This is a genomic window from Methylobacterium sp. J-068, from assembly GCF_022829445.1.
In the GTDB taxonomy this organism is placed as follows: Bacteria; Pseudomonadota; Alphaproteobacteria; order Rhizobiales; family Beijerinckiaceae; genus Methylobacterium.
Genome location: NZ_JAKSXY010000047.1, coordinates 69,191 through 93,089, shown reverse-complemented (window position 1 = coordinate 93,089; position 23,899 = coordinate 69,191). Strand labels below are relative to the sequence as shown.

The 23,899-nt window shown below is 66.6% G+C and carries 22 protein-coding genes and 1 tRNA gene; 18 read left to right on the top strand and 5 right to left on the bottom strand.

Annotated features, from left to right (window positions below; all coding sequences use genetic code 11):
- Positions 1-63: 63 nt before the first annotated feature.
- A complete protein-coding gene (radC, locus tag MKK54_RS04770; protein WP_244009603.1) occupies positions 64-723 on the bottom strand; it encodes a RadC family protein in 660 nt (219 codons plus the stop codon).
- 127 nt (positions 724-850) lie between these two features.
- On the bottom strand, positions 851-1,681 hold the full coding sequence (gene map / locus MKK54_RS04765; RefSeq protein WP_244009530.1) for a type I methionyl aminopeptidase: 831 nt from the start codon (positions 1,679-1,681) through the stop codon (positions 851-853).
- Between the two features lie 226 nt (positions 1,682-1,907).
- On the opposite strand from map, the gene MKK54_RS04760 reads away from it, so the two are divergent.
- The 3 genes from MKK54_RS04760 to MKK54_RS04750 all read left to right on the top strand — a co-directional run bounded on the left by MKK54_RS04760 (position 1,908) and on the right by MKK54_RS04750 (position 3,499).
- Entirely contained in the window at positions 1,908-2,162 is a 255-nt protein-coding gene (locus MKK54_RS04760) for a zinc-finger domain-containing protein (RefSeq protein ID WP_244009528.1), read from the top strand.
- A 22-nt stretch (positions 2,163-2,184) separates the two neighbouring features.
- A complete protein-coding gene (locus MKK54_RS04755) occupies positions 2,185-3,375 on the top strand; it encodes an FAD-dependent monooxygenase (protein ID WP_244009526.1) in 1,191 nt (396 codons plus the stop codon).
- A gap of 37 nt (positions 3,376-3,412) precedes the next feature.
- Positions 3,413-3,499 (top strand) — tRNA-Leu (locus tag MKK54_RS04750).
- 31 nt (positions 3,500-3,530) lie between these two features.
- Here the strand turns inward: MKK54_RS04750 and MKK54_RS04745 are convergent.
- Both MKK54_RS04745 and MKK54_RS04740 read right to left on the bottom strand, forming a co-directional pair.
- Positions 3,531-3,764, bottom strand: coding sequence for a hypothetical protein (locus MKK54_RS04745; RefSeq protein ID WP_244009524.1), 234 nt, complete (start codon positions 3,762-3,764; stop codon positions 3,531-3,533).
- Between the two features lie 186 nt (positions 3,765-3,950).
- On the bottom strand, positions 3,951-4,262 hold the full coding sequence (locus tag MKK54_RS04740; protein WP_244009522.1) for a hypothetical protein: 312 nt from the start codon (positions 4,260-4,262) through the stop codon (positions 3,951-3,953).
- Between the two features lie 462 nt (positions 4,263-4,724).
- Between MKK54_RS04740 and MKK54_RS04735 the strand changes: the two genes are divergently transcribed.
- Complete coding sequence (locus tag MKK54_RS04735; protein WP_244009520.1) at positions 4,725-5,786, top strand: helix-turn-helix domain-containing protein; 1,062 nt, start codon at positions 4,725-4,727, stop codon at positions 5,784-5,786.
- Here MKK54_RS04735 and MKK54_RS04730 read toward each other — a convergent pair.
- The gene (locus MKK54_RS04730; RefSeq protein WP_244009518.1) at positions 5,722-7,128 is read right to left on the bottom strand and encodes a GGDEF domain-containing protein; all 1,407 of its coding nucleotides are present in this window, start codon (positions 7,126-7,128) and stop codon (positions 5,722-5,724) included. The genes MKK54_RS04735 and MKK54_RS04730 overlap by 65 nt on opposite strands.
- Before the next feature lie 332 nt (positions 7,129-7,460).
- On the opposite strand from MKK54_RS04730, the gene MKK54_RS04725 reads away from it, so the two are divergent.
- The 14 genes from MKK54_RS04725 to hisH all read left to right on the top strand — a co-directional run bounded on the left by MKK54_RS04725 (position 7,461) and on the right by hisH (position 23,854).
- Positions 7,461-8,939 (top strand): SulP family inorganic anion transporter, encoded by a 1,479-nt coding sequence (locus MKK54_RS04725; RefSeq protein WP_244009516.1) that lies wholly within the window; start codon positions 7,461-7,463, stop codon positions 8,937-8,939.
- A gap of 200 nt (positions 8,940-9,139) precedes the next feature.
- Complete coding sequence (gene edd, locus MKK54_RS04720; protein WP_244009514.1) at positions 9,140-10,963, top strand: phosphogluconate dehydratase; 1,824 nt, start codon at positions 9,140-9,142, stop codon at positions 10,961-10,963.
- Positions 10,964-10,995: 32 nt separating this feature from the next.
- A complete protein-coding gene (eda, locus tag MKK54_RS04715) occupies positions 10,996-11,613 on the top strand; it encodes a bifunctional 4-hydroxy-2-oxoglutarate aldolase/2-dehydro-3-deoxy-phosphogluconate aldolase (protein ID WP_244009512.1) in 618 nt (205 codons plus the stop codon).
- A 306-nt stretch (positions 11,614-11,919) separates the two neighbouring features.
- The gene (locus MKK54_RS04710; RefSeq protein ID WP_244009510.1) at positions 11,920-13,197 is read left to right on the top strand and encodes a dicarboxylate/amino acid:cation symporter; all 1,278 of its coding nucleotides are present in this window, start codon (positions 11,920-11,922) and stop codon (positions 13,195-13,197) included.
- 34 nt (positions 13,198-13,231) lie between these two features.
- Complete coding sequence (locus MKK54_RS04705; protein ID WP_244009509.1) at positions 13,232-14,134, top strand: amino acid ABC transporter substrate-binding protein; 903 nt, start codon at positions 13,232-13,234, stop codon at positions 14,132-14,134.
- A 639-nt stretch (positions 14,135-14,773) separates the two neighbouring features.
- Complete coding sequence (locus tag MKK54_RS04700) at positions 14,774-16,399, top strand: porin (protein WP_244009508.1); 1,626 nt, start codon at positions 14,774-14,776, stop codon at positions 16,397-16,399.
- A gap of 335 nt (positions 16,400-16,734) precedes the next feature.
- Entirely contained in the window at positions 16,735-17,664 is a 930-nt protein-coding gene (locus MKK54_RS04695; protein WP_244009507.1) for an amino acid ABC transporter substrate-binding protein, read from the top strand.
- A 555-nt stretch (positions 17,665-18,219) separates the two neighbouring features.
- Positions 18,220-18,771 (top strand): ubiquinol-cytochrome c reductase iron-sulfur subunit, encoded by a 552-nt coding sequence (petA, locus tag MKK54_RS04690; RefSeq protein ID WP_279597163.1) that lies wholly within the window; start codon positions 18,220-18,222, stop codon positions 18,769-18,771.
- A 33-nt stretch (positions 18,772-18,804) separates the two neighbouring features.
- Positions 18,805-20,091, top strand: a complete 1,287-nt coding sequence (locus tag MKK54_RS04685; protein ID WP_244009505.1) for a cytochrome b — start codon at positions 18,805-18,807, stop codon at positions 20,089-20,091.
- 22 nt (positions 20,092-20,113) lie between these two features.
- A complete protein-coding gene (locus tag MKK54_RS04680; RefSeq protein ID WP_244009503.1) occupies positions 20,114-21,004 on the top strand; it encodes a cytochrome c1 in 891 nt (296 codons plus the stop codon).
- Positions 21,005-21,105: 101 nt separating this feature from the next.
- Positions 21,106-21,981: an S-methyl-5'-thioadenosine phosphorylase gene (locus MKK54_RS04675; protein ID WP_244009501.1), complete on the top strand. Its 876-nt coding sequence runs from the start codon at positions 21,106-21,108 to the stop codon at positions 21,979-21,981.
- 88 nt (positions 21,982-22,069) lie between these two features.
- Positions 22,070-22,672, top strand: coding sequence for an imidazoleglycerol-phosphate dehydratase HisB (gene hisB / locus MKK54_RS04670; protein ID WP_244009499.1), 603 nt, complete (start codon positions 22,070-22,072; stop codon positions 22,670-22,672).
- A gap of 37 nt (positions 22,673-22,709) precedes the next feature.
- Positions 22,710-23,195, top strand: a complete 486-nt coding sequence (locus MKK54_RS04665) for a DUF2628 domain-containing protein (RefSeq protein ID WP_244009498.1) — start codon at positions 22,710-22,712, stop codon at positions 23,193-23,195.
- On the top strand, positions 23,192-23,854 hold the full coding sequence (gene hisH, locus MKK54_RS04660) for an imidazole glycerol phosphate synthase subunit HisH (RefSeq protein WP_244009497.1): 663 nt from the start codon (positions 23,192-23,194) through the stop codon (positions 23,852-23,854). The genes MKK54_RS04665 and hisH overlap by 4 nt, the downstream gene beginning before the upstream one ends.
- Positions 23,855-23,899 lie beyond the last annotated feature (45 nt).

Here is a 23,899-nt window from a genome sequence, read left to right as displayed (position 1 = left end):
GGCGCGCCAGCGACCCGTGACCGGACCCAGGCGACCGCCGCCCCTGCCCGCACCGTAGCACGATCAGATCAACTTCAAGCCCTTGAAGCTGGCATGTCCCTCGCGGCCCAGGATGACGTGGTCGTGGACGACGATGCCGAGGGGATCGAGCACCGCGACGATCTCGCGGGTCATGCGGATATCCGCCGCCGAGGGGGTCGGATCGCCGGACGGGTGGTTGTGGGCGAGCAGGATCGCGGTGGCGGAGAGTTCGAGCGCCCGGCGCGCGACCTCGCGCGGGTAGACGGGGGTGTGATCCACGGTGCCGCGCCCCTGGACCTCGTCGGCGATGAGGTGGTTGCGCCGGTCGAGGAACAGGATCCGGAACTGCTCGCGCGGGGCGAAGGCCATGGTGGCGCGGCAATATTCGAGCACGGCGCTCCAGGACGAGAGCAGTGGCCGGTCCGCGATGGCGCCGCGCGCGAGGCGATGGCCTGCCGCTTCGATGAGCTTCAGGTCGGCGATGACCCCGGCGCCGATGCCTTCGATTTCAGCAAGTCGGGCGGGCTCGGCGCTCACCACCTCGGCAAAACTGCCGAAGCGGCGGATCAGCGCCTTTGCGAGCGGCTTCACGTCCCGGCGCGGAATCGCCCGGAACAGCGCGAGTTCGAGGAGTTCGGAATCGGGCAGCGCGTCGGCGCCCCCTTGTGCGAAGCGGGCGCGCAGGCGGTCGCGATGCCCCAGGTAATGCGGCTCGGGCTCCTTGAGACCGGAATCCTCAAGGCCGGAATCTTCGAGGCCGGAACCCTGCGGCCCGCCTCCTGGACGATCGGCTCGGAGGGGCGGGCGGCTGCTCACGGGCGGCGTCGCGTCAGGCGTTCGTGCCGACAGGCTGGTGCAGGCCCTTGGGAGAGAGGGTGAAGATCTCCGCCCCCGTCTCCGTCACCGCCACGGTGTGCTCGAACTGGGCCGAGAGCGAACGGTCGCGCGTCACCGCCGTCCAACCGTCCGAGAGCACCTTCACGGCGGGGCGGCCGAGATTGATCATGGGCTCGACCGTGAAGAATTGTCCGGGCTGGAACTTCACGTCGTAGCTCGGCTCGACGTAGTGCAGGATGGTCGGGGCGTCGTGGTAGGTGCGCCCGAGGCCGTGGCCGCAGAAGTCGCGCACCACCGAGCAGCGCTCCGCCTCGGCATAGGCCTGGATCGCCCGGCCGATATCGGTGGTGGAGCCGCCGGGCCGTATCGCCGCGATGCCGCGCATCAGGCATTCATGCGTGATCTCGCACAGGCGCTGCGCCTTGCGCGGGACCTCGCCCACATAGGCCATCCGGCTCGAATCCCCGTGCCAGCCGTCGACGATGAGGCAGATGTCGAGGTTGACGATGTCGCCCTCGCGCAGCGGCTTGTCGTTGGGGATGCCGTGGCAGACCACGTGGTTGATCGAGGTGCAGATCGATTTGGGGTAGCCGCGATAGAGCAGCGAGGCCGGATAGGCGCCGTGATCCATGGCGAAGGTGTAGGCGAGCTTGTCGAGGTGCTCCGTGGTGACGCCGGGACCGGTCGCCTCCATCAGCACGTCGAGGGCCTCGGCCGTCAGGCGGCCGGCCCGGCGCATGCCCGCGAAGGCCTCCGGGCCGTGGATCGGCGGCTGGGGTGCGCGGCGGCCGCTCTCGGAGACGGCCTGTTCGTTCTGGGTCATGGGAGCGGTTTCAAGCAGATGCCGGATCGGGTCGGTTCCTATGTACGGTGGCGCGCGCACGAGGCAAACCCCCGGACGCACCGCGCGGGCCCGGAATGCGTAAGGCTCGGCACTAGGCTTGCGCCGGGCGAGCGGCTAGAGACGGGTCTCGGCAGACCCTTCAACACGGTAGAGCCCGCACCGGACGTCTGGGACGTCCCGCCGGGCCGGCAGGCAGGACGAGGCGATGGCTGACAATGCGGTCCCGCATTTCCACAACGAGCCCGGCGTGGCGGTGATCCATGTCGGCTCGAAGGAGTTCATGTGCATCGGGGCCAAGCCCCCGTTCGACCATCCCCACATCTTCCTCGACATGGGCGCGGACGACGAGACCATCTGCCAGTACTGCTCGACCCTTTTCCGCTATCGGCCGACGCTGGCTGCCGGCACCGCCGACCCATCGGTCTGCGTCTGGGACAACCTGAGCGCGGCCGCCGCCTGACGCGCCGGACCGGATCGGCCCCGTGCCGGGATTGACCATCGCCATCGTGGGGGCCGGGATCGGTGGCCTGACGGCCGCGCTCGCCCTCGATGGCGCCGGCCATTCCGTGACGCTGATCGAGCGCCGCACCGGCTTCAGCGAGGTCGGGGCCGGCATCCAGGTCTCGCCGAACGCGAGCCGGGTGCTGATCGGCCTCGGTCTCGGCGCCGCGCTCCGCCGGGCGGCGAGCGAGCCGCCGCGCGTGGTCGTGCGCGCGCTCAAGGGCGGGCAGCCCATCGGTGGCGTCGCCTTGGGTGCCAGTCACCGCGAGGCCTTCGGCGCACCCTATTACGTCATCCACCGGGCCGATCTGCAGACGCTGCTCCTCGACGCGGTGCGGGGGCGCCCGAACATCCGCCTTCTGATGGGGCGCGACGTGACGGGCTACGCCGAGCGGGCCGATGGTGCCGACCTCACCCTGGAGAGCGGCAGCGGCGCGCGGGCCGAGACCTTCCCGGCCGATCTCGTCGTGGGCGCCGACGGCGTCCGCTCGCGCCTGCGCGGCCATCTCGACGGCCAGGCCCTGCAATCCTGCCGGGCGGCCGCGTGGCGGGCGATCGTGCCGCGCGAGGCGCTGCCGCCGGACCTCGACGCGGAGGCCACCGGCCTCTGGCTCGGCTCCGGACGCCACGTGGTGCATTATCCGCTGCGGGGTGGCCAGCACGTCAACGTCGTGGCGGTGATACCCGAGCGCACGGGCAGCGAGGGCTGGGGCCAGCTCGGCGAGCCCGCCGTGCTCCGGGCGCGCTTCCGCGATGCCGCGCCACCCCTGGCGAGCCTCCTCGCGGTCCCGGATTCCTGGCTGGTCTGGTCCCTGGTGGACCGCCCGGCCGCCCGGCCGATGGCACGCGGGCGCCTCGTTCTCCTCGGCGACGCCGCCCACCCGATCCTGCCCTTCCTGGCACAGGGGGCGGCGCTCGCCATCGAGGACGCGGCGGTTCTCGCGGATCTCCTCGGCCCGGCCGAGGCGCCGCTCGATCTGCCAGCGGCTCTCGCCCGGTACGGTACCGCCCGGACGCAACGCGTGCGGCGGGTGCGCCGGGCCGCGCGCGCCAACGGCCGGACCTACCATGCGGGCGTCCTGGTGGCGGGACTGCGCAACGTCGTGATGCGCCGCCTCGGCGAGGACGGAATGAACCGCCGCTACGCCTGGCTCTACGGCTGGGCGCCTTGATCTCCCGAGCCCGCCCCGCTACCGCTGATGCCGGCATGCGGACGTGGCGAAACCGGTAGACGCACGAGACTTAAAATCTTGCGGCTGTAAGGCTGTGCGGGTTCGAGTCCCGCCGTCCGCACCATCCCGATCGTTTGGTCACCGCGCCTGTGCCGTCACTCAGGTTTCGAGCCTGCGCGCGCGCCGCGCCGCGCTGCGCGGGCCATGCTGATCAACTCACGGGCCGTCAGTCCTTGAGCGGGCAGGGGGCCGGATTCCGGCGCTGCGGCGAGGGGCGGCCGCCCCTGGGCGATGCCGCTCGATCGGATGCTGGTGTCGCGCGTGCGCCACAGGCGCCGGAGCCGCGCCGCCTTCGTATTCGTTGCCAGAGCCGTTGCCTCGCCCGCCATGTTCACCTGTCCGTTTCCAACCTGGCACGGGCGATAGCAAAGCGTAGCCGTTCGCGACATTCTTGACGTGGCCGATGGTTGCCCTAAGGCGCGCTTCACCGGAGGAACATGTCTCGTCGGAAAGGCGCCCTGGGGGGCGGGTTGGCTGCGATGGTGCCACGATCTGTGGTGCGTCGTGTCGGGGTCTCATTCGCCCGCGATAGCGGGAAGCGCCCCGGTGTCGGACGACGCGTCGTCGGGCAAGTTGCCGGACAGGTCGCAAGGCGTCCGCTTGGCCACCGCGATGCTGCCATCGGCCAGAACCAGGAACCGGATGCCTGCCCGGCTGAGGGCCGTGATGGCCTTTCGCCGCGAACGCGTCCCGTGGCTGTCCCGATCGTCCTCGAGGCGCTTGACCGTGGAGAGCGACAGGGCGCTGCACTCGGCCAGGATCGGCATCGGCCAGTCGAGCAGGGCGCGGGCCGCACGCAAGTGGAAGCCCTGGATGGTCCTCTGCAACGATACGAGATCAGCCTCGCCGTCGGCGAGCCTCCCCTGGACCACGCGCCGCGACCAGAGGGGGGCAGCGGGGGGCGTCCGGTCCTGCTCGGCTTGCCTTGTGTCCGGTCGCCAGTAATCCGCTCGCCGGCGAACGGATCGATTGAAATCGGACTCTGGTTCGGCAATATAATTCTCGACCATTTCAGTCAGTGCTGACTCGATCATCGTTCTCGTTGATATTAAGGGGTTCGATCGATCGACACATCGTTGTGCGAGCGACCATGGGGTTGATGACAGCGCCGGCTAACATAACTTCAAGTTGCGAATGCAGCTTCAAGCGATGACTCGGCGAACGATACACCGTACTTATTGCGACTCAATCCATGACACTTGACTGTGCGTGCGCGAATGCTTGCCTTAGGACGCGGCTGAACCGGCTCGGCGCGTAGTCGCAGTCGACAGGACGATTCACTGCGCCAAATGGGACGCGTCTGCCAAGGAGCCCACGGATGCATTCATCCAGGCAGTTTCGAAAGAGGCGGTGTCGGCGCAACCGCTGGGAAGGATTGGAGTAGGATCCGGGTGCAGACGCTCTTTTCGACGGCCGGTCTCGATGAGCCGGTCCGTTTCCCAAAGTGGAGGGAATTTCTCGACGACCGAATCGGTCCCGTCGATCAGCGTTACATCGGAGAAGGGCCGTTCGACGGTCTGATCGAGGCCTCCGACGTCGGGGGCCTGCGCGTCACCCGGATTGCGGAAGCCTCCCTGCGGACCTGCGTGACGCCCGAGACCCTCCGGCGGCGCGACGAACCCGATGTGCTTTTCGCCCTGATCCAGCTCGCCGGACAATCGATCACCGTTCAGGACGGTCGTGAGGCGATCCAGCGCGCCGGGGACGTCGTCGTGCTCGGGGGCAGGCCCAATGTCCACGTGTCGAGCCAGCGCGACCAATCCTTCGTCATCGAACTGCCGGCCGAGCGACTGGAAGGGCTGCTGGGGTCGAGCCGGCTCTACACGGCCCTGACGTTCGAGGCGGCCAAGCCGGCCACCGCGATGTTCACGACCTACTTCCAGGAACTCATGCGCCTACGGGATCGCCTCGCCCCCGACACGGCCGCCCGCGTGGCCTCGATCGGCGTGGATCTCCTCGTGGCCGGCATCGCCGAGCGTCTCGCGCAAGAGGTGCCTGGCCCACTGAACGGGACCGTCGTGGTCCAGCGGGCCAAGGCCCATGTCGAGGCACGTCTCGGCGATGCCAGCCTCGATCCGCAGCAGGTCGCGGCGGCGGCCGGCGTCTCCCTTCGCCGGCTGCAGGAACTGTTCCGGGAGCGCGGGCGCAACATCGACGCCTGGATCTGGCAGCGCCGCCTGGAGACGTCGGCCCGGCGCCTCGCCGATCCGGGAAGTCGGCACCTCACGATCGAGACATTGGCCTATGGCTGCGGCTTCGCGAGTCCGGCCCATTTCTCCCGGCGTTTCAAGGACCGCTACGGGATGACGCCGCGGGAATATCGCGAGGTGACGCACCACCCGCCCGCTTGATGGGCGGCCGCTGGTCCGAATTGGCGGGATCAGGGGTCAGACTGAGCGCCTCGACGCGGTTCCGGCCGCCCCGCTTGGCGCGATAGAGCGCGTCGTCGGCGGATTTGAGGAGGTCGCTCGCGCCGATCCCGAGGGCGCCGACGCCGCCATGCGCGGCGGCGACACCGACGCTGACGGTCACGTAGGCGCCTGCGGGCGAGCCCTCATCGGGCCGGCCTCGACGAGGCGCATTCCCGGCTGGCAGAACCCCGGCTGGCAAGTCCCCGATAGGCAAGTCCCCGATAGGCAAGTCCCTGATGGGCAGGTCGGGATGCGGGTAGGCCATGTCCGCCACCGCCGCGCGCAGGCGCTCGCCGATGGCCCGTGCCGTGTCCGGTTCGGCGCCGGGCATATGGACGATGAATTCTTCCCCACCATAGCGGGCCACGTGGGCGCCGCTCGCCTCCGCGACGATCTTCAACGCGTCCGCGACGCACTGGAGGCAGCGGTCGCCCTCGAGGTGGCCCGCGCTGTCGTTCAGGCGCTTGAAGTTGTCGATGTCGATCAGCGCCACGGCGGCCCAGCCGCCCGCATCGCGGGCGCGCGCCCAGCCCGCCTGTAACGCAGCCGTCGCCGCGCGCCGATTGGCGAGCCCCGTGAGCGGATCGGTCTCCGACAGGATGGTCAGGCGGGCATTCGCGTCGGCGAGATCCGCGTCCCGGCGCGCCTTCTCCAGGGTGAGCAGGAAGGTCTCCTTCGAGGTCCACTCGCGGGAATAAGCCAGCTTCAAGGGCACGAGGACGAGGCTGGCGATCAGGAGCGGCAGCCCCGTCGGCTCGTTCTGCGGAAGAACGAAACCGATCACGTAGCCGACATAGAGCACGAAGGCGCTGCCGCAGAAGACGAGGCAGTGGCGGAACGAGAGCGGGGCGATCATGCCGACGACCAGCGGCACGATCACGGCCAGGATCCGGTAGGTGTCGGCATGGATCGGCGGCGCGATCTCCGCACTGTTCAGGACCACGATCATGTCCACCAGTGCCGTCACCGTCACGACCGTGGCCTGCCGGGTCGCGGTCGGGGTTCCGTGCAGGGCGATGATCGCGATGAGCCCGACGGGCACGAAGACGCCGAGCGTCAGGAGCGCGGGAACCGCGAAGCGCTCCGGACCGAACACGTCGAAGTCCAGTTTCAGCGACAGCACATTGAAGACGAGGAAAACCAGCAGCCAGGATTGGAGATAGGCCCCCGAGGACGTGCGGGTCGTCTCCGTGAACCGAGCTTCCAGCGTGCCGGGCAGTGCCAGACGAAACCACGGCCTGCACCGGGCCGCTTCGATCAGGCTGGGATTCGGATCTGGCATCGCGTTCGTTCGCAGGGATCACGGCACCGTGCGTGTTACATCGTTGCGGAGTGGTAAACAGGCGCGCATCCTGATCCCTTTCAGCTCATCCGGGCGGGGGTTGCGCCGCGTGGCGGAACCGTACGTTGCGTCGCAGTCCGATCCTGCTAAGACGAGCGCCATGCTGAAGGATCGAGCCAGATTGTACGCGCGGCCCACGCCGCCGTAGCCGCCGCTCTCCCGCCGCCGTTTCATTTCCCCGACGACGCTCGCGGCCATGCCGCGCGTCCCGGTACGCATCTTTCATAAGTCCTTGCCGGCGCCTAAGCGCGGGGGGACGATCGGATCATTTCATGTCTTTCACGAATTTCCGGAGCGAGTGGGCTCCCAACGTCACGCGCGAAATCCTCGCCGGCACCGTGGTGGCCCTGGCGCTGATTCCGGAGGCGATCGCCTTCTCGCTCATCGCCGGCGTCGACCCCAAGGTCGGGCTCTACGCCTCGTTCTGCATCGCCTGCATCACGGCCTTCGCGGGCGGGCGTCCGGCGATGATCTCGGCCGCCACCGGCGCCATGGCCTTGGTCATGGTGACCCTGGTGAAGGAACACGGCCTCGGCCATCTGTTCGCCGCAACCATCCTGACCGGCCTGCTCCAGATCGGGGCCGGCCTGCTCCGCCTCGGCAACCTCATGCGCTTCGTCTCGCGCTCGGTGGTGACGGGGTTCGTCAACGCGCTGGCGATCCTCATCTTCCTGGCGCAGATGCCGGAACTGATCGGGCAGGGGACGACCGTCTACCTCATGACGGCGATCGGCCTCGGGCTGATCTACGGACTGCCCTACCTGACGAAGGCGGTGCCCTCGCCGCTGGTCACCATCGTGCTGCTTACCGCCGTCTCGATGGCGCTCGGCCTGCCGATTCACAAGGTCGGCGACATGGGCGCCCTGCCGACGGAACTCCCCCGGTTCGCGCTGCCGCAGGTGCCCTTCACCCTGGAGACCCTGCGGATCGTCCTGCCCTATGCCCTGACGCTGACCATGGTGGGCTTGCTCGAGAGCCTGATGACGGCCGCGATCCTCGACGAGATGACCGATACGGGCTCGAACAAGAACCGCGAATGCGTGGGCCAGGGGCTCGCCAATATCGGCGCGGGCCTCTTCGGTGGCATGGCCGGCTGCGCCATGATCGGGCAATCGGTGATCAACGTCTCGTCGGGCGGGCGCGGCCGGCTCTCGACGCTCTGGGCCGGAGCGTTCCTCCTGTTCCTCATCGTGGTGCTCGGCCCCTACGTGGCGCGCATCCCCATGGCGGCCCTGGTCGCGGTGATGATCATGGTCTCGATCAACACCTTCCAGTGGAACTCGGTGCGCACCCTGCTGACCAACCCGAAGAGCTCCAGCATCGTCATGCTGGGCACGGTGGCGGTGGTGGTGGCGACGCACGACCTCGCCAGGGGCGTGCTGTTCGGCGTGGTGCTGAGCGGCCTGTTCTTCGCCCACAAGGTGACACGCTTCTTCGCGGTCGCCTCCGGGCGGACCGGCACGGTGCGGACCTACGGGGTGACGGGGCAGATCTTCTTCGCCACGGCGGAAGCCTTCCACGCCGCCTTCGATTTCCGCGAGGCGAACCTCACCGGCATCGTCATCGACCTGAGCGCCGCCCATTTCTGGGACATCACCGGGGTCAACGCTCTCGACCGCGTGGTGCTGAAATTTCGCCACCACGGTATCGCGGTGGAGATCGCCGGCATGAACGTCGCCACCGCCACCATGGTGGAGCGCCTCGGCACGCATCACCGGCCGGGCGCCGCCCTGCCGGTCGGCGGCCACTGAGGTCGGGTCGGCCCGCAACCTGAAGCGGTCCGGGCCCGGGAATACACCGGCGCACCATTGACGCGGCGCATTGCCGGACCGAGATGGCCCGACGCGTGCGAACGCGTGTCATGCCTTCGCGCGAAGATGACGCTGGCACCCATCCCCGCACCTGTCGCATGGTGCCCCGGGCTTCGCCGGAATTCGAGGAGAGACTGGCCATGAGCGCGCTTCACCCCGAGATCGCCGCCGTCACGGCCCGCGTCGTCGAACGCTCGGCGCCATCGCGGAAGGCCTATCTCGACCTGATCGCCCGGGAGCGGGACTCGGGCGTCCACCGGCCGATGCTGAATTGCGGCAACCTCGCCCACGGCTTCGCGGCCTCGGGCGAGGACAAGGCGGCGATCAAGTCCGGCCGGGCGATGAACATGGCCATCGTCACCGCCTACAACGACATGCTCTCGGCGCATCAGCCCTACGGCCGCTACCCGGAGCAGATGAAGCTGTTCGCCCGCGAGGTCGGCGCGACCGCGCAGGTCGCGGGCGGTGTGCCTGCGATGTGCGACGGGGTCACGCAAGGCCAACGCGGCATGGAGCTGTCGCTGTTCTCGCGCGACACCATCGCGCTCTCCACGGCGGTGGCGCTCAGCCACGGCATGTTCGACGGCGCGGCCCTCCTCGGCATCTGCGACAAGATCGTGCCGGGCCTGCTCATCGGGGCTTTGCGCTTCGGGCACCTGCCGATGATCCTGGTGCCGGCCGGCCCGATGCCCTCGGGGTTGGCCAACAAGGAGAAGCAGCGTATCCGCCAGCTCTACGCCGAGGGCAAGGTCGGGCGCGACGAATTGCTGGAGAGCGAGTCCGCCTCCTATCACGGGGCCGGCACCTGCACCTTCTACGGCACCGCCAATTCCAACCAGATGATGATGGACGTGATGGGCCTGCACATGCCCGGCGCCTCGTTCATCAATCCGGGCACGAAGCTGCGCCAGGCCGTGACGCGCGCCGCCGTTCACCGGCTCGCCGAGATCGGCGCCAACGGCAACGATTATCGCCCCCTCGGGCACTGCGTCGACGAGAAGGCGATCGTGAACGCCGTGGTCGGGCTGCTGGCCACGGGCGGCTCGACCAACCACGCCATTCACCTGCCGGCGATCGCGCGCGCAGCCGGTATCGTGCTCGACTGGACGGATTTCGACCGGCTCTCGGCGGTGGTGCCCCAGGTCGCCAAGGTCTACCCGAACGGTTCGGGCGACGTGAACCACTTCCACGCGGCGGGCGGCATGAGCTTCGTCATCGCGAGCCTGATCGACGCCGGTCTGCTGCACGACGACATCCTCACCGTGGCGGGCACGCGGTTGCGGGACCATGCGCGCGACCCGAAGCTGATCGACGACACGCTGGTCTTCGAGGACGCGCCGGAGCGCTCGCACGACGAGAGCATCCTGCGCGGACCCGCGAGCGCGTTCCAGCCGGATGGCGGCATGCGGCTGGTTCAGGGCAATCTCGGCCGCGCCACCTTCAAGACCAGCGCCGTAGACCCTTCGCGCTACACGATCGAGGCCCCCGCCCGCGTCTTCGACGACCAGGACGACGTCATGGCGGCCTTCAAGGCCGGCGAACTCGAGCGCGACGTGGTCGTCGTGGTGCGCTTCCAGGGGCCGCGCGCCAACGGGATGCCGGAACTGCACAAGCTGACGCCGCAGCTGGGCGTGCTGCAGGATCGCGGGTTTCGCGTCGCCCTCGTCACCGACGGGCGCATGTCGGGCGCCTCCGGCAAGGTCCCGGCCGCCATCCACCTGAGCCCGGAGGCTCTCGGCGGCGGCCCTCTGGCGCGGCTGCGCGATGGCGACCTCGTCCGCCTCAGCGCCGAGGATGGCACCCTGGAGGCCCATGTGGACCCCGCCGAGTGGGCGAGCCGGGTGGAGGCGACGCCGCCTGCACCGGCCTTCGGCACCGGTCGCGAACTCTTCGCCTTCATGCGCCACGGAGCGGACGGGGCGGAGCAGGGCGCATCCGCCATGCTGGCCGCCGCCGGCCTCTAGAAACTCATACCTCGCTGCGAAGGACGCTGCCCATGACGAATATCGACACCCTGATGCGCTCTGTCCCCGTCATCCCCGTCCTGGTGGTGGAGGACGTCGCCCAGGCCGAGACCATTGCTGCCGCCCTGGTGGCGGGTGGCCTCACGGCTCTCGAGGTCACCCTGCGCACGCCGGCCGCCCTCGACGTCATCCGTGCGATGGCGCGGGTGGAGAGCGCCGTGGTGGGCGCCGGCACGGTCCTGAACCCGCGCGATCTCGACGCCGCTCTGGAGGCCGGCGCCCGCTTTATCGTCAGCCCAGGCCTCACCGACCCGCTGACCAAGGCGGCGTTGGCGCGCGGCGTGCCCTATCTGCCGGGGGTCGCCAACGCGGCCGACATCATGCGCGGCCTCGACCACGGCCTCGACCGGTTCAAATTCTTTCCCGCTGAGGCGGCCGGCGGCATCAAGGCCCTGAAGGCCCTCGCGGGTCCCTTCGGGCAGGTCCGCTTCTGCCCGACAGGCGGCATCTCCGAGGCCACGGCTCCGGACTGGCTCGCCCTCGCGCCCGTGCTTTGCGTCGGTGGGAGCTGGGTCGTTCCCCCCGGTGCACCGGATGCCGGCCTGATCCGCCGCGCGGCCGAGGCGGCGAGCCGCCTGCGCGCCGGGTGAGGAAGCGGGCGAACGCCCGGCGGGTTGCGGCGCGGCGACGACTCACGAGGCCGCGCTCGGGCGCTTCCCATCGTCGACTGGCACGGCCGTCGATCCCAGACTTGATTGTGGCCGGAAAGTGGCTAGCCTCGTGTCGCGTGAGAGCCACGAACGGCTCCGGAGATTAATCCTTGTCGGTTCATCCGGGCCAGAACGCTTGGTGCGCCCCATAATACTTGGCACGCCACGTGCAGGCTCTTTCAGGGCGAGCCCGAGGCTTGGAGTGGTCGAGGACGCTTCGTCTGGCGGTGGCGGTGGGGTTAAGCGATGCAGTCCAGGCTCACCACGTACATCTTCATCGGCATGTTGCTTGGTATCGCCGTGGGCTACCTATGTAACATCACTTGGCCGGATCCTCAGACATCCAAGGAGATTTCCGGCTACATTGCGCTGATCAGCGATGTTTTCTTGCGCCTGATCAAGATGATCATCGCGCCGCTGGTGTTCTCGACCCTGGTGGTCGGCATCGCCCATATGGGCGACACGGCCTCGGTGGGCCGGGTCGGCGGAAAGGCGATGCTCTGGTTCGTGGGGGCCTCGCTCTGCTCGCTGCTCCTCGGCCTCGTCATGGTCAACATCCTGCGGCCCGGCGACAACCTCAACCTGCCGCTCCCCGATGCCGGCGCCACCACCAACCTGAAGGCCGCCTCGCTTTCTCTGAAGGAGTTCGTCACGCACCTCGTGCCGAAGAGCCCCGTCGAGGCGATGGCCAACAACGAGATCCTGCAGATCGTGGTGTTCTCGATCTTCTTCGGCGTGGCGCTGGCGGCCCTGGGCGAGAAGGGCAAGCTGCTCGCGCAGGGCATCGAAGGCCTGGCCGACGTGATGCTGAAGATCACCGGCTACGTCATGGGCTTCGCGCCGATCGCAGTGTTCGCCGCCATCGCGGCCACGATCACCACGCAGGGCATCGGCGTGCTGGTGACCTACGGCAAGTTCATGCTGGAATTCTACTTCAGCCTGGCCCTGCTCTGGTGCCTGCTCGCCGCCGTGGGCTTCCTCCTGGTCGGCGCGGCGATGCGGCGCCTCCTCGACCTGATCAAGGAGCCGTTCCTGCTGGCCTTCTCCACCGCGTCGAGCGAGGCGGCCTACCCGAAGACCTTGACCAACCTCGAGCGCTTCGGTGTGCCGAACAAGATCACCTCGTTCGTGCTGCCGATGGGCTACTCGTTCAACCTCGACGGCTCGATGATGTATTGCACCTTCGCGGTGATGTTCATCGCGCAGGCCTACAACATCCCGCTCACCCTCGGGCAGCAATTGACCATGCTGCTCCTGCTGATGGTGACCTCGAAGGGCATGGCCGGCGTGCCGCGCGCCTCTCTGGTGGTGATCTCCGCGACCCTGACCACCTTCCAGATCCCCGAGGCCGGCCTGCTTCTCATCATCGGCATCGACCAGTTCCTCGACATGGGCCGCTCCGCCACCAACGTGCTCGGCAACAGCGTGGCGACGGTGGCGGTGGCGAAGTGGGAAGGGCAACTCGCGCTGACCGACCAGCGCCTCGACCGCGACGTGAGTCCGCTGCCCGAGCCGGCCGAGTAGACCTCCCAGACCTTCGGACGAGACGAGGATGGACATGACCCGCAATCGTCTCGCGACCGGATTCTTGACAGGCCTCGCCATGCTGGCCTCGACCGCTCCTTCGTGGGCGATCGACGTTCTCACCGGAACCCTCAAGTCGATCGCCGACAAGGGCAGCGTCACGCTCGGCTATCGCGAGAGTTCGCTGCCCTTCTCGTTCAAGGACGCCGCCGGCCAACCGGTCGGCTACGCTCTCGACCTCTGCCTGGAGATCGTCGACGACATCGGCAAGGAGCTTGGCCGTAGCGACCTGAAGGTTCGCTACGAGCCGGTGACCTCCGAGACCCGGATCGAGGCCGTGACCACGGGCCGGATCGACCTCGAATGCGGCTCGACCACGGCCAATGCCGAGCGCCGCAAGCGCGTGGCCTTTTCTCCCGTCACCTATTTCAGCGCGACCAAACTGCTGGTGAAGCGCGGCGCGCCGGTGGGCTCCTACCGCGACCTTGCCGGCCGCACCGTGGCGGTGACCGCCGGCACCACCAACGAGGGTGTCCTTCGGGCTCTGTTCGCCCGCCTCGACATCCCGGCGACCATCGCGACCGGTCACGACCACGCCGAATCGTTCGCCATGGTGCGCGACGGCCGCGCAGACGCCCTCGGGCTCGACGATGTCCTACTCTACGGCCTCATCGCGGCGGCGGGATCCGAGGGCGGCGCCTACACCGTCCTGCCCGACAAGCTCTCCTTCGAGCCCTACGGCCTCATGTTCCGGAAGGACGATGCCCAATTCGCCGGCCTCGTCACCGGTACCTTCCAGCGACTCGCGGAAACCCGGGAACTTCGCTGGATCTACGAGCGCTGGTTTCTCAAACGCCTGTCAAATGGGGTCCGCCTCAACGTGCCGATGTCGGACGAACTCCACACCAACTTCCAGGTCATCGGACTTCAGGATTGAGCGTGCGCGGAGCGCCGCTCGACTTCGGGCCTCCGCGGAACCGAGACCGGATGTCATGCGGCCGCGCATCAAATAGAACATTCTTCCTTCTGTGGGGGATGCCCCGGACCTGATTCGGCGTCACGCGCGGGATATCGCCTGACGATCCGCTCGCAGGAATCACACTTATCCCCTGAACGCCTCCCGCTGGCATGCCAGCGGCGGAGAAGGTCCTTCCCGTCGAGAAAAGCTCGTCGACGCGAATCCGCGGACTCGCCCCCCGATCACGATAACGTGTCGGCGATGGCGGATTATTCCATCATTCCCGCGACTTGCTGGAAAAGCCCAGCTTTGGAATCGCTGAGATCTCCGTGTCCCACAGCCGAAAAGCTGAGGCTCCGACAGGCACTTAGCCACCTGAACATCGTTGCAACGCCGCAACAGGGGCGGGGAACCGCCGCCACGGTCACGATTCCGAGTTGCCGCCGAGAACAGGCTCGCACAGAGTAAAACGGCGGTGGGGACAACGCCACCGCACAAGCCAATTTCCAGCGATCAACGCTCGGTCATTAAGAACAAGGGGCGACGCGACATCGAGATCCTCGAAGATCTCGGGCGTAGTATGCCTTCCCTCGGGTCTCGAAGCTTTTGGAGATATCAATGAAGCTCTTGAAGAGCTCGCTTCTCGCCTCCGCTGCAGGATTTGCCGCGGTCGCCGGAGCACAGGCAGCTGACCTTCCGGCGAAGAAGGTTGTTCCGATCGAGTACGTTCGCGTCTGCTCCGCCTACGGCGCCGGCTTCTTCTACATCCCCGGCACGGACACCTGCATTCGTCTCTCGGGTCGCGCCCGCCTCGACGTCGGCTACCAGCCGACCTCGGCCCGCACCTCGAACGGCTCGCAAGGTGACACGACCGGTTACATCGGCCTTGCCCGCATCAACGTCGATGCCCGCACCCAGACCGCCTACGGCACCCTGCGTGCCTTCGTGCGTCTCCAGTTCGCCTCCCGCACCGGCGCCACCGGCGGCCTCCGCTCCGGCACCCAGGAGCGTATCGGCAACGCCTTCGCCGCAACGGGCCAGGATCAGGCCGGTCGCGTTCAGCAGTTCGTGAACACCGACAAGGCGTTCATCCAGTTCGCGGGTCTCACCGCCGGTCGCGCCTCTTCGTTCTTCGACTTCTACGCCCACGATTTCGAGTTCGCCGGCGCCACCGCCAACTCGGATCTCCAGTCGACCAACCTGCTCGCCTACACGAGCAAGCTCGGCGACAGCGGTCTCTCGGCGACGGTCTCGCTGGAAGATCCGTCCTTCCGCCGCAACACGATCTTCTCCCAGGAGTCGCAGACCGTCGGTGCACCGTCTCGCGTTCTGATCACGACGAATGCCCTCGGCGTTCCGACCTTCTCGACGCTCGACGTCTCCCAGCGCAACCGGATGCCCGACTTCGTGGGCGTTCTGCGCTACGACGCCGCCTGGGGCTCCGCTCAGCTCTCGGCCGCCGTCAAGGAGCTGAACACCAGCAGCATCATCGGCAACCCGCTTGTCGTGGGTGCGGCGAACGGTTTTGCCGCCAACACGGTCGGCAACGGCCTCGCTCCCTCCAGCGAGTACGGCTGGGCCGTCCAGGGCGGCGTGAAGATCAACATGCCCTTCATCGCCCCCGGCGACACCCTGTATCTGCAGGGCGCTTACGGCGAAGGCGCGACCCTCTACACCGGGTACTCCTCGTACAACGGCAGCTACACCTCGCGCGCCAGCACCATCAACGGTGCTCCGTTCGACCCCTATATGGCTGACGCGACCCTCAACCCGCTCACGGGCAAGATCGAACTGTCCACCAGCTTCACGGCGGTCGCCTCGTTCCTGCACTACTGGTCGCCCGAGTGGCGCTCGGCCGTGTTCGGCAGCTACGGCGAGATGTCGTTCGCTCGTGGCGCGCGTGAGGCGAATGCCGCTGCTTATGCCGGCTCCGCCTTCGCCGGAAACGCCAACTCGGCTCTGTTCGTGGGCGCACCGGGCACCCGCTCCTTCGCGCTCAGCCCCGTGCTGCGCGACAACTACCAGTTCGTCGCGGGCGGCAGCTTGATCTGGTCGCCGGTGAAGGACCTCGATATCGGTCTGGAAGGTTTCTACACCAAGATCGGCGCTCAGAACGGCCGCATCATCGATCAGACCAACAACGGTACCCTGACCGCTGCGGCGATCAATGCCGGTGCCGCGGTTCGCACCGTCTCCTCCCAGGACACCTTCCAGGTCCGCGCCCGCGTCCAGCGCGACTTCTAAGTCGATCTGAACGCATCGCCCGGGCTTCCCGTGAGCCCGGGTTTCCAAGACTCGGAATCTTCGACACCTGCGAACTGGCCCGGCTGCAAAGTCGGGCCTTTTTGCGTTCGGCATGCAAGGCGCCGGCACCCACGCGTCCGAAGCTTGACGCCGAAACGTGTTGCGCGCGGTTGGTCGTAATCTTCTCGCGGCACGCAGTTTGCCTTGGAAGTAAGCTCTTCCACGTCGGAAAGCGTAAAAACAGCGATTGCAGCAGGAGCATCCGCTGCTACGTTGCCTCGGTAAGCCTCAGCGGCCGCCAGAACGGTGGCCGACCTTCGGGAGTCAGCCTACAGATGCGTTCGAGTCATCAGAGATCCACCCTGTCCGCCGTAGCACTCAGCGTCGCGCTCTCGGTGCTCGCGGGAGGGAGCGCCCAGGCGCAAGACCTCACGGGAACCCTGAAGAAGATCAAGGAAACCAATCAGATCAACATCGGCTACCGGGACGCCTCTGTCCCGTTCTCGTATCTCGACGGCGATCAGAAGCCGGTCGGTTACGCCTTCGAGATCTGTCAGAAGATCGCCGAGGCGGTGAAGACCAATCTCAAGCTGCCGAACCTCGAGGTGAAGCTGAACCCGGTTACCTCGGCCACCCGGATCCCGCTGATCGCCAACGGCACCATCGATCTCGAGTGCGGCTCGACCACGAACAATGCCGACCGGCAGAAGCAGGCATCGTTCACGAATACCCACTTCCTGACCGCGACCCGATTCGTCGCCAAGAAATCGGCCAAGCTCGACAAGATCGAGGATCTGAAGGGCAAGACGGTCGTCTCGACCTCGGGCACCACCAACATCCGGCAGATCAACGAGGCCAACACGGCACGAAACCTCGGCCTGACGATCCTGCCGGCCAAGGATCATGCCGAGGCGTTCCTGATGGTCGAGACTGGCCGCGCCGTGGCCTTCGTCATGGACGACGTTCTGCTGGCTTCCCTGGCGGCCAGTTCGAAGGATCCGGGCGCCTACGCGATTTCCAGCGAAGCGCTGTCGAAGCCCGAGCCCTACGGAATCATGCTGCGCAAGGACGACGCACCGTTCAAGGCCGTCGTCGATGAGGCCACTGCCAAGCTCTACAAGAGCCCGGAAGGCAAGGTGCTGTACGACAAGTGGTTCACGAAGCCGATTCCGCCGCGCGGCATCAACCTCAACCTGCCGATGAGCGAAGCGATGGTGAAGACCTTCGCATCGCCGAGCGACAGTCCCGATCCGGCAGCCTACTGAGCGCCGTTCCTTCAGCGTCCGGTTCTTGAACTGAAAACAACGCCTCGCCCCTGATCGGGCGGGGCGTTTCGCATTCGATACGTCTCGATCGTGCGCGTTATGAAGGGAATGCCGGCCCTATGAGCGCGGCCAAGCCTGATCCATCGCAGGATGATGTTCGCCGATGGTCTGGAGCGCGCGTGAACAGCGGACGCCACGAGGTCGGTGCAGCATGCAATATCGTGACGCGCCGTGTCCTTGAACAATCGGAGGCGTCCCGCCCCTTCGCGCATGGCAAAGCTTAGAGTCAATCTCATCTCTGACCCGGGCGCATACCCCTGGGTAGCCTCGCGCGGCACCGTCGCAACGGGGACGATCCTTGAAAGGAAAGCACGTGTTTCGAAGGGGTTCGCGCCTTGACTTCGGGTGACGCGGGGTCGCATTGCACAACCCGGTGGGATGGTGCTTCCGTCCCGCCGGGCTGACATTCCTTTGAAAGCCTCTAAGGTCCCTGCTAGCCCTCACCGCACGGTAGGGCGAAGGTCAACCGGCGAAATCATGCTTGGAGTTTGACACTTGGCGAACCCTGATGGCCCCGACGGGAATCGGCGCGATTTCATGTTTCTCGCGACAGGCGCGGGCCTTGCGGTCGGCGCTGGTGCGCTCGCCTGGCCGTTCGTCGCATCGATGGCGCCGGATGCCGAGACCATCGCGGCCGGTGCTCCCCTGGAAGTCGATCTGACGCCGATCCAGGAAGGCCAGATCGTCAATGTGTTCTGGCGCGGCAAGCTGATCTTCGTCCGGAACCGCACCGAGAAGGAGGTCAAGGAGGCCTCCGAGGTGAAGATGGCCGACCTCATCGATCCGCAGGCCGACTCGGCCCGCGTGAAGCAGGGTCACGCTAAGTGGCTCGTCGTCTACGGCAATTGCACCCATCTCGGCTGCGTGCCGATCGGGCACCAGGGGCAGTACGAAGGCTGGTCCTGCCCCTGTCACGGCTCGCTCTACGATACGTCCGGCCGAGTGCGCCGGGGTCCCGCCCCGACGAACCTGCCTATCCCGCCCTACGTCTTTGAGTCGGATTCCAAGATCCGGATCGGCGAAGAAGGTGGCAAGGCGGTCGCCTGACACAGTGAAACAGGATTTGGAGCGGGTCGCCCCATGAGCGCACACGGCAATACCTACGTTCCCAAGAGCGCCCTGGCGAAGTGGTTCGAATCGCGTCTGCCCCTTATCGGGCTGGTGCATTCGTCCTTCGTGTCGTTTCCGGTGCCGCGGAACCTGAACTATTTCTGGACCTTCGGCGCGATCCTGATCGCCATGCTGGTCTCGCAGATCGTCACCGGCATCTGGCTGGCGATGCACTACGATCCCTCCGCCGCCAATGCCTTCAACTCCGTCGAGCACATCATGCGCGACGTGAATTACGGCTGGCTGCTGCGCTACATGCACGCCAACGGAGCGTCCATGTTCTTCGTGGCGGTCTACGTCCACATCTTCCGGGCGCTGTATTACGGCTCGTACAAGGCGCCGCGCGAGGTGCTCTACATCCTCGGCGTGATCATCTACCTGCTGATGATGGCCACCGCCTTCCTCGGCTACACCTTGCCGTGGGGCCAGATGAGCTTCTGGGGCGCCACTGTCATCACCAATATCCTGGCCGCGATCCCGGTCGTGGGCGACACCATCCAGAGCCTGCTCTGGGGCGGCTACTCGGTCGGTAATCCGACCCTGAACCGCTTCTTCTCGCTGCACTACCTGCTTCCGTTCATGATCACCGGCGTGGTGGTCCTGCACGTCTGGGCGCTGCACGTGACGGGACAGAACAATCCGGCCGGCATCCCGATCAAGTCGGGCAAGGACGCGGTGGCCTTCACGCCCTACGCCACCATCAAGGACGTGTTCGCCTCGGTCGTGTTCTTCGCCTTCTTCGCCTACTGGATCTTCTATCAGCCGAACTACCTCGGCCATGCCGATAACTACGTGCCGGCCAATCCGGCCGTGACGCCGGCTCACATCGTGCCGGAATGGTACTTCCTGCCGTTCTACGCGATCCTGCGCGCAGTCCCCGACAAGCTCGGTGGCGTCATCCTGATGTTCAGCGCGGTTCTGATCCTGGCGCTGGCCCCTTGGCTCGACACCTCGCGCGTGCGTTCGTGCAACTACCGCCCGATCTACCGGCAGTTCTTCTGGCTCTTCGTGGTGGTCTGCATCGTGCTCGGCTGGCTGGGTGCCAAGCCACCGGAGGGCGGCTACGTCCTCGCGGCTCGGATCTGCACCGCCTATTACTTCCTGCACTTTCTGCTCGTGATGCCCCTCGTCGGCCTCTTCGAGACGCCGAAGGCGCTGCCGGGCTCGATCCTCGAGACCGTGACGGGGCCGGGCAAACAGGTGAGCGGGTCCGGCATGCCGGTGGGTGCCGCCGCCGCACCGTCGTCCAAGGGTTGAGGGCAGGGGACTTTTGAGCACCATGAAAACGACCCGCGTCCTTGCCGCGTCCCTGCTCGCGGCCGTCATGAGCGTCACCGCCACGTCGGCGGATGAGGGCACGCCTCATCCGCCCCGCGAAAAGTGGAGCTTCGCCGGCATCTTCGGCCGCTTCGACCAGGCCCAGCTGCAGCGGGGCTTCCAAGTCTACAAGGAAGTCTGCTCGAGCTGCCACAGCATGAGCCTCGTGCGCTTCCGCAACCTGTCCGAAGCCGGTGGTCCCGGCTTCAGCACCGGGCAGGTCAAGGAGCTGGCGAGCCAGTACAAGGTGAAGGAACAGAACGATGCGGGCGAGGACGTCGAACGTCCCGCGCGTGCCGCCGACGCCTTCCCGTCGCCCTTCCCGAACGAGAAGGCCGCCGCTGCCGCCAATGGCGGTAAGGCTCCACCGGATTTCTCGGTGCTCGCGAAGGCTCGCACCTACGAGCGCGGCTTTCCGCTCTTCGTCGTGGATGCACTGCCCTTCGTCGGCTTTTCCGAACAGGGCGTGGACTACATCCATGCACTCCTGAATGGCTACGAGGATCCGCCGGGCGGCAAAGAGATCCCGTCCGGTACCTACTACAACAAGTACTATGCCGGTCACCTGATCGCTATGCCCAAGCCGATCAGCGACGGGCAGGTAACCTATGCCAAGAACGACAAGGGCGAGCCTGTAGTGCCGGAGACGGTGGATCAGTATTCCAAGGACGTCGCCGCGTTTATGGCCTGGGCTGCCGAGCCTCACATGATGGCGCGCAAGGCCCTTGGCCTGCGGGTGATCCTGTTCCTTCTCGTGCTGTCAGGGTTGCTCTACTACGTGAAGAAGAAGATCTGGGCGAAGGTCGGCGGCGAAGTCCACGGCCTGCAGCCAGAGCTGCACAAGACCTACTGACCGGGTTCGGGCGGCGCCAACGCGTCGTCCTCCCTTCGTTGACATGTCCCGCGCCGGCGCTCCAAGGAAGGGCGACCGGCGCGAATTTTATGGAGACCAGGATGACGGCAGCGGTGCTCGGTGTGATGGGCGGCTCCGGGGTCTACGACTTGCCCGGCCTGGAAGATGTCCGGGAGGAGCAGGTCCGGTCGCCTTGGGGCGAACCGTCGGACGCGCTGCGCATCGGGCGTATCGGTGAGACGAAAGTGGTGTTCCTGGCTCGCCACGGGCGCGGTCACCGGTTCTCGCCCTCCGGCATCAATTATCGCGCCAACATCGACGTCCTGAAGCGGGTCGGTGTCACCGACCTCGTTTCACTCTCCGCCTGCGGCTCGTTCAAGGCCGAGCTTCACCCTGGCCTCTTCGTGCTCGTCGATCAGTTCGTGGATCGGACTCACGGCCGCGCGTCATCGTTCTTCGGCAATGGCTGCGTCGCTCACGTTTCGCTCGCACATCCGGTCGGACCGGCATTACAGACGCGTATCGTGGCGGCGGCCGAGGCCGAGGCGATCACGGTCCATCGGGGAGGGACCTACGTGTGCATGGAGGGACCGCAATTCTCGACCTACGCCGAGTCCCTCACCTACAAGGCACAGGGTTTCGCCGTCATTGGCATGACCAACATGCCTGAGGCCAAACTAGCCAGAGAGGCCGAGATCACCTACGCGACGATCGCGATGGTGACGGACTTCGATTGCTGGCACCCGACGCACGATGCCGTCGATGTCGCTGCGGTCGTGGCGGTAGCCCGCGCCAATGCCGACAAGGCTGCTCGTCTCGTCGCCCGTCTTGCCCGCGACTTTCCTCGTGAGCGGGAGACCTGCCCGATCGGCACCGATCGCGCGCTCGATCACGCGATCATGACGGCCCCGGCGCAGCGTGATCCTGATCTCGTCGCCAAGCTCGACGCGATCGCCGGACGCGTCCTGGCGATCTGACCCCCCAGTGAATACGGCGTGCGTTGCCCTTCACGGAGTTCCCGCTTCGCACTAGAAGGCGGACTCGTCCTAGAACCGGAAATGATCAGTGACCCAAGAGGCCCAGCGCGCCGCCAGCATCAGCCGAAAGACCGCGGAGACGGACGTGCACGTCGCGATCGCGCTCGATGGGACGGGACGCGCCAAGATTTCGACCGGAGTCGGCTTCTTCGATCACATGCTCGAATTGTTCGCGCGTCACGGCCTCTTCGACGTCGAGGTCAAGGTTACGGGCGACCTTCATGTCGATCAACATCATACGGTGGAGGATACCGGCATTGCGCTCGGGCAGGCCTTCGCTCAGGCGTTGGCGGACAAGCGTGGAATCGCTCGGTATGCCGACATCCACCTTCCCATGGACGAGGCGTTGACGCGCGTTGCGATCGATATCTCGGGTCGTCCATACTTGGTTTTCCGAACGCAGTTCCGGGTCGAGAAGATCGGTCAGTTCGACACGGAGCTGGTGCGTGAATGGTTTCAGGCGTTCGCCATGAATGCGGGCCTCACGCTACATGTCGAAACCCTGTACGGCGACAATGCGCATCACATCGCGGAGAGCTGCTTCAAGGGTTTGGCCCGCGCATTGCGGCAGGCCGTGACGATCGACCCGCGCGAGGGTGGACGCGTTCCCTCGACGAAAGGATCGCTCTGATCCGGGAAGCGGATTGGACGAGGAGAGGCGGTATCTCATGCGCACCTACACATTGCATCCAGAGCGAGGCGCCCTCGTCGGTGAAGCGCACGGCCTCGAGCGCGCGCACCTCGTGCCGGACGGCTTTTCGTGGAGCGCCTTCGCGTTCGGACCGCTGTGGTTCTTCTTTCATCGCCTCTGGTTGGCGGGGCTCGGCGTTTTGGTTCTCCTCGCAGGCATGGCGTTCGGTGGCCGCTTCCTCGGGCTCACGCCGCTCGCCGCCTTCGTCATGACGCTGCTGATCTCAGTTCTGATCGGGTTGGAAGCCTCGTCCTTACGGCGCTGGACTTATGCACGCGCGGGGCGCCCGGTGCGTGATGCGGTGATGGCCGCATCCCCTGAGGAGGCCGAAATGAAGGCGGCGACGCGCTGGCTCGCCACCGTGCCCAATCTGCGTCCGGCCACCCCTGTGTTCGAGAACGTCGCCGTTTCGCCGAGCGATCTCGCGATCGGCATGTTCCCATTCAGCGAGGGCCGCGGGTGAGCGCGCAAACAGTTGCGATCATCGATTACGGTTCGGGCAACCTGCACTCCGCCGCCAAGGCGTTCGAGCGCGCGGCGCGCGAGGCTGGACTGGACGATACGCGCATCGTCCTCACCAACGATGCGGAATTGGTGTCCAAGGCTGATCGCGTCGTGCTGCCCGGCGTCGGTGCCTATGCGGATTGCCGTCGGGGTCTCGATGCTGTGCCGGGGATGGTCGATGCCATGACCCACGCGGCGCACACGCGCGCGCGACCATTCCTCGGCATCTGCGTCGGCATGCAACTTCTCGCGACGCGCGGTCTCGAACACGAGATCACTCCGGGACTCGATTGGATCCCTGGCGATGTGGGCCCGATCGATCCACGCGATGCTGGATTGAAGGTGCCACACATGGGATGGAACACCCTTCAGGTCGATCGCGAACATGCGCTGCTCGCGGGCATTCCGGTCGGCGAAGGAGGCCTGCACGCCTATTTCGTCCACAGCTTCGCCTTGAGCCCGAAGCGGTCCGAGGATCGGGTCGCGCATAGCGAGTATGGTGGCGCGGTGACCGCGATGGTGGCGCACGACAACATCGCCGGGACGCAATTTCATCCGGAGAAGAGCCAACGCCTCGGCCTCGTGCTTCTCGCCAACTTCCTGCGCTGGCGCCCGTGACTTGCGCGCCCACCCTGCAACGATTGACCTGAAAGCGAATCGACG

What these genes read in the sequence shown, in the direction of transcription:
- MKK54_RS04705 (WP_244009509.1), top strand. Translation starts at nt 13,232, where the DNA reads ATGACCCGCAATCGTCTCGCGACCGGATTCTTGACAGGCCTCGCCATG.
- edd (WP_244009514.1), top strand. Translation starts at nt 9,140, where the DNA reads ATGAGCGCGCTTCACCCCGAGATCGCCGCCGTCACGGCCCGCGTCGTC.
- MKK54_RS04695 (WP_244009507.1), top strand. Translation starts at nt 16,735, where the DNA reads ATGCGTTCGAGTCATCAGAGATCCACCCTGTCCGCCGTAGCACTCAGC.
- MKK54_RS04745 (WP_244009524.1), bottom strand. Translation starts at nt 3,764, where the DNA reads ATGGCGGGCGAGGCAACGGCTCTGGCAACGAATACGAAGGCGGCGCGG.
- map (WP_244009530.1), bottom strand. Translation starts at nt 1,681, where the DNA reads ATGACCCAGAACGAACAGGCCGTCTCCGAGAGCGGCCGCCGCGCACCC.
- MKK54_RS04710 (WP_244009510.1), top strand. Translation starts at nt 11,920, where the DNA reads ATGCAGTCCAGGCTCACCACGTACATCTTCATCGGCATGTTGCTTGGT.
- MKK54_RS04680 (WP_244009503.1), top strand. Translation starts at nt 20,114, where the DNA reads ATGAAAACGACCCGCGTCCTTGCCGCGTCCCTGCTCGCGGCCGTCATG.
- MKK54_RS04730 (WP_244009518.1), bottom strand. Translation starts at nt 7,128, where the DNA reads ATGCCAGATCCGAATCCCAGCCTGATCGAAGCGGCCCGGTGCAGGCCG.
- MKK54_RS04725 (WP_244009516.1), top strand. Translation starts at nt 7,461, where the DNA reads ATGTCTTTCACGAATTTCCGGAGCGAGTGGGCTCCCAACGTCACGCGC.
- MKK54_RS04700 (WP_244009508.1), top strand. Translation starts at nt 14,774, where the DNA reads ATGAAGCTCTTGAAGAGCTCGCTTCTCGCCTCCGCTGCAGGATTTGCC.
- MKK54_RS04675 (WP_244009501.1), top strand. Translation starts at nt 21,106, where the DNA reads ATGACGGCAGCGGTGCTCGGTGTGATGGGCGGCTCCGGGGTCTACGAC.
- eda (WP_244009512.1), top strand. Translation starts at nt 10,996, where the DNA reads ATGACGAATATCGACACCCTGATGCGCTCTGTCCCCGTCATCCCCGTC.
- MKK54_RS04685 (WP_244009505.1), top strand. Translation starts at nt 18,805, where the DNA reads ATGAGCGCACACGGCAATACCTACGTTCCCAAGAGCGCCCTGGCGAAG.
- MKK54_RS04735 (WP_244009520.1), top strand. Translation starts at nt 4,725, where the DNA reads ATGGGACGCGTCTGCCAAGGAGCCCACGGATGCATTCATCCAGGCAGT.
- MKK54_RS04760 (WP_244009528.1), top strand. Translation starts at nt 1,908, where the DNA reads ATGGCTGACAATGCGGTCCCGCATTTCCACAACGAGCCCGGCGTGGCG.
- MKK54_RS04665 (WP_244009498.1), top strand. Translation starts at nt 22,710, where the DNA reads ATGCGCACCTACACATTGCATCCAGAGCGAGGCGCCCTCGTCGGTGAA.